This is a genomic window from Kamptonema animale CS-326 (genome assembly GCF_028330895.1).
Taxonomy (GTDB): domain Bacteria; phylum Cyanobacteriota; class Cyanobacteriia; order Cyanobacteriales; family Microcoleaceae; genus Kamptonema; species Kamptonema formosum.
This window is the reverse complement of the sequence record NZ_JAQMUA010000271.1, coordinates 1-4,615: the sequence shown is the minus strand read 5'-3', so window position 1 is coordinate 4,615 and position 4,615 is coordinate 1. Positions and strand designations below refer to the sequence as shown.

4 protein-coding genes are annotated in these 4,615 nt (G+C 40.1%); 3 read left to right on the top strand and 1 reads right to left on the bottom strand.

Going from position 1 to position 4,615, the window contains the following annotated elements:
* Positions 1 to 365: 365 nt before the first annotated feature.
* From PN499_RS15695 to PN499_RS15685, 3 genes are all read left to right on the top strand, one after another.
* Positions 366 to 1,775 carry a hypothetical protein gene (locus tag PN499_RS15695; protein ID WP_272032948.1) on the top strand — a complete coding sequence of 470 codons (1,410 nt, stop codon included), beginning with the start codon at positions 366 to 368 and terminating at the stop codon, positions 1,773 to 1,775.
* Positions 1,776 to 1,867: 92 nt separating this feature from the next.
* Positions 1,868 to 2,173, top strand: coding sequence for a type II toxin-antitoxin system HigB family toxin (locus PN499_RS15690; RefSeq protein WP_272032946.1), 306 nt, complete (start codon positions 1,868 to 1,870; stop codon positions 2,171 to 2,173).
* Positions 2,151 to 2,567, top strand: a complete 417-nt coding sequence (locus tag PN499_RS15685; RefSeq protein WP_272032944.1) for a helix-turn-helix domain-containing protein — start codon at positions 2,151 to 2,153, stop codon at positions 2,565 to 2,567. The genes PN499_RS15690 and PN499_RS15685 overlap by 23 nt, the downstream gene beginning before the upstream one ends.
* Positions 2,568 to 2,619: 52 nt before the next feature.
* Here PN499_RS15685 and PN499_RS15680 read toward each other — a convergent pair.
* Positions 2,620 to 4,615: glycoside hydrolase family 10-like protein (locus tag PN499_RS15680; protein ID WP_272032942.1), on the bottom strand; the 1,996-nt coding region annotated here is incomplete at its 5' end.

Below are 4,615 nucleotides of genomic sequence, written 5' to 3'. Positions count from 1 at the left end.
TTTTCGCGATCGCAAAGGGTCAAGTAGTGTTGCTAAACTCCCAAGAGCAAGGCTAGCTCCAAATTTAGATAGATTTGCCTATCCACAGAAAGTGTTCCCCCCCCAATCCCAAGTAGTTTTGCGGGTTTATTTCCGCACTCAACCACTTGTCTAATTGAAATAAAACAGTTAATATCTTGATTTTACATCATTTCATAAGGATTAAAAATTTTTAAGTGTAGCAGCATAAAACTGAAATGCTCCTATGAGGGATTCGACAGTAAACTAGAGTCCGCCATATCCATATAATAAAATTTAGGGTTTCGACATAAAACTAGAGGCCGCCATATAATAATAAGAACTCAATTCAACTGATAGAGGACACTATGGCATCTCAGGACTTTTTATCTTCTGCAAACACGAAAGAGTCAAAAGTTCTGTCGCCCTCAATAGCGAATAATACATTATCTGAGGGCAATCAAAATCAAGAATTAGTTAAATTAAATAATGTTGAATTGAATGTTCATAGCGCTCAAGAAACTATCTACAAATTTTTTATTGAGAGCGTAAAATCCTGTACCCCAGCCTCAGTATTTCAAGAATTTAAAAATTTATTTATTGCGCTAATTCTTCCCGTAAGTTCTGAAGTAATTCAAGCCGTACATACAATAGTTTTGGTTAAAAATGAATTAGAGTATAAAAATTTGTTTAAGCGTTGCTGCTACATCTTACTAAATAACTGGATGTCTCAGAAGCAATACCAACTGTCTCTCGAATTAGTTCAAGTTATTGGTAAAGAACAGTCAACCCAGCCCCCTTTAGATCATCCTCTGAGAATACTCAAAGTTTGGCTAATCAACTTTGTGAAAAGCAAAGACTACGAAGAAATCAAGCTATTTGTATCTAAATATGATGTTGCTCAAACTCACTGGACTAGCCGCTACACCCCTTTTTTACTAGCTACTCAATATGTAGACCCCTCAAATTCAGAAGAACAACGTCAAGCGGCTAGAATTTTATCGCAGCAGATAAAAGAGCAGTACAAGTTTGAACTTGCAATGTACACATCTCGCTGTCAATCACCTGCATTTAAACACATAATTTACCATAATCCCACACTTTTAGGCGATGAAGCTCTGAATTTAATTAAAATGATTTTGGTACACCGAGGTTCTTTGAGTTATCCCAGGTTAGCTAATATTTTCATAGCTCAGAGCCAAAACATGAGCTACAAGCAGTTTAAAGAATCTCTAATTCAGTATTTATTTTATTTAGTTGAACATAGTGTTTTAGTAAAAATTATTCAAACTAAATTAACTAACAGACTTAATCTTATTTCCCCCGAAAACGATGAAGAAAAATTTAATGCCAATTTACTGCTCAGAACTTGCAATTATCTAATTAAATACTTAACTATTCAAAATTCTGGTAAACCCTCGGCAATTTTTAGAATATTCGCTTCTCAAGGAAATCCTTTGAATTTGGGGATTTTGTTGCTGAAGTTAATTTTAATTTCTCAGCATTCGCGGCTGCATTTAGAAGTTTGTCTTGCCCGATTAATCCAGTATTATGAAGATGAAAAGCAGGATGATTGTCAGTGGTTTATTAACTTCCTAGAAATTTGTCAGATTTCTCTAACTATTTACGGGGAAAATGTTCAATATAATTTAGTAAGTATGTCAAATACTCAGATAATTGCTCAAGAGAATTCTGATATAAATAATTGCCGAATATTTTCTCAGCAGAAGATTTCTAAAAAGTCTAAAAATAGTATAAAAAATGGTGAAGAATCTTGACAGGATATTTGTAATTTGCTAAGATAAATGATGTAGCTCAACAATAGCACACTTATCGATTATGAATATTTACCCCATCCTCAAAATATATCATGCACGTAATCACTCCTGCGCGACTACAAAAGTTCTGGGAAGAACACCCTAATGCAGAGAATAGCTTGCAACTGTGGAACCAACGCACAGCAAAGGCTAAATGGCAGAACTTTAACGAGTTGCGGCAACTATTCCCCTCCGCAGATCAAGTAGAGAATTTCACAGTTTTTAACATCAGTGGTAACAATTATAGATTAATCACTTTGGTAGATTATAAGTATCAAAAAGTTTTCATCCGCAATATTCTTACCCATGCGGAATATGACAAAGAGGACTGGAAAAATGACTCTTGGTATACAAACTAATAACGAATACATAGACTTGCTTAAAAGCTTTCCTCCTCGCCCGATTATTTCTGAAGAGGAATTGAATGCTACCCAAAAAGTAATCGATTCACTCATAGATAAGGGCGAGTTAACACCAGATGAACAAGACTACCTTAATGTTCTAGGGAGTCTAGTCTACGAGCATCAACTACTTTACCAGGAGCCTATACCTAAGCTTCAAGGAATAAAATTAATTAAGGCTCTCTTAGAAGAACAGAATCTAGAAAAAAAAGACTTAGTACCTATTTTTAAATCAGAGTCTACTTTCTCTGAAGTATTGAGCGGTAAGCGAAAACTCACAGCCAAGCAAATTCGCCAACTTGCTGATTTTTTCCAAATGTCTCCTGCTGATTTGTTTGAATCAGAGAAATAAATATAGTTGCAGATAAACGCAGATATTTTTATTGATCTGCGTTCATCTGCATTCATCGGCGGTTCAACTCTACCCTCTCCCCATAACGTAATAGCATCTCCAAACTCGCCAAACGATTCTGCCAAGTTTGAACCTGATAACTATTCTCCATAGAATGAAGCCGCATTGAATTTTGAAACTGAGATTCAAAAGCTTCTAACAACCTCCTAGCATTCCCTAACTTATCCCCAGAAGGATTAGCAGCCAATGCACTCAAAGCCTGCGCTAACTCATCAGATTGAGAGCGTAAACCCTTAAGCTCAGAATCAGAAATTCGCAGTTGATTAGTAGCTAAAAGCAAACTCCATTCCTGCTTTAAGGCAGTATAGCGAACAGCAGCAGCTTCAAAAGGTTGACGATAAGGAATAGGCCCATTTGCAGACTGAGAACGCACAGGAGTTTGACCTTGAGTGCGACTAAAAAAACTTTGCAAATTATTAGTAATTGTCTCAACAGCAAAAATTGAATAACCCCCCGTTGGCAAATCTCGCAAAGCTTGAATTTGGTCAATTGCCACAATTTCAGGTAACTGCAATAACTTCACTGCTGGAGCAATTAAAGTCGGGCCTAAATTCTGTTCCCTCGCTAGGGGTTGTGCAATCCGTTGGAGTCTATTAGTATCCAAAGCATAAGTCATCGGCACAACTAAATCCACATCACCCCGACGCGCCCAAACTTCCCAGTTTTGCTGAATCTTATAAATCCGCTGACTTTCTGGGTGAGGAAATACTGCTGCTGACAAAATTGTGCCAGGGTGATTCTGTCGCAAAAACTGGGAAACTTCCGCGACAAAGCTATTAATTTGTTCGGTTTTAAACTCCGTCCACTTACGCCATAAATCGCCACTATCTGGAGAAAGTTTAACCGGATCTACACCTGCGATTTGCTGGAATTGTTCGCGGGCGGCTTTCCCATAACCAAAACTAAAACCCAAATTTGGGTCTTGAAAAGGATAGCGAATATAATCCAGTTGTAAACCGTCAACTTTGTATTTACTGGAAATTTCCCCAATTATTTGTAATAAATAACTGCGGGCGTCTTTATTGGCAGGATCGAGGTAAAATTTGCCGTCATTAACGTGCTGGCGGCGACCTTGATTATCTATATTGGCCCAATCTGGATGAGCTGAAAGTACCGGTCCTGGATAATCCCCAGGGAGTCCCAGCAAGGCATTATGCCGCTTATTTCCAGTAGCAAAAGCCCAGATCCAAGCGTGCAACTCTATACCCCGCTCGTGGGCTAATTTCACCGCAGATTCCAGTGGGTCCCACCCAACTATTAAGGGATTTTGTTGCGGTGCAACTTGAGAGGGATAAATAGGATATCCAGCATTTAAAGTTTCAAAGAAAACTGTATTGATGCCAGCTTGGGCGAGACGGTCAAAAATTGCGGCTAATCCTTGCTCAGAACCAGCCTTGACAATACTGCCTCGATCTAGCCAAACGGCACGAATTTCTGCCCCGACTCGTTGTCCTTCTGTGGGGTAGTTTCGCCACAGTTGTTGACGCGCTTGTAACCATTGTTGCCTAGCGGCGGTGTAGTTTTGGGCTGCGATCAGGCGATCGAATTCTTGTAGCACTTGCTTCGCCTGTGCGATCGCACCCGCAGCGGCCCCTTGTATAACTGGAGGTCTAGTAGCAACCCCACCACCCATATTGTTAGTCGCCGCTACCAATTGGGGTGCAAGGTTTGCGGCGTTGAGGTTGATAGCTATATTCGCAGAATTAGCCGCGATCAGAGAGCTTTCAAACCTACCCAAAAGATTTGTGAGTTCTTGGCGCATCAAGTACGCTTCGATGGTGCTGATGGGCTTATTAGCACTCGCTTCTACATCTAAACCAGCGGGTGCTGACTGTTCCGACGGATCGGTAAAATTCTCTGGAACAGGCCCAGATGGGGATGGGGAAGATGGGGGGGATGGAGGAGATGGGGGAAATAGGGTAGATGGCGGAGAGGGATTAACTGGTGTAGAGCGAGAAATGCTCCCCTGCTCCCCCGCTCCCCTGCTC

Coding starts and splice junctions, on each gene's coding strand:
- PN499_RS15695 (WP_272032948.1), top strand. CDS start 366: ATGGCATCTCAGGACTTTTTATCTTCTGCAAACACGAAAGAGTCAAAA.
- PN499_RS15690 (WP_272032946.1), top strand. CDS start 1,868: ATGCACGTAATCACTCCTGCGCGACTACAAAAGTTCTGGGAAGAACAC.
- PN499_RS15685 (WP_272032944.1), top strand. CDS start 2,151: ATGACTCTTGGTATACAAACTAATAACGAATACATAGACTTGCTTAAA.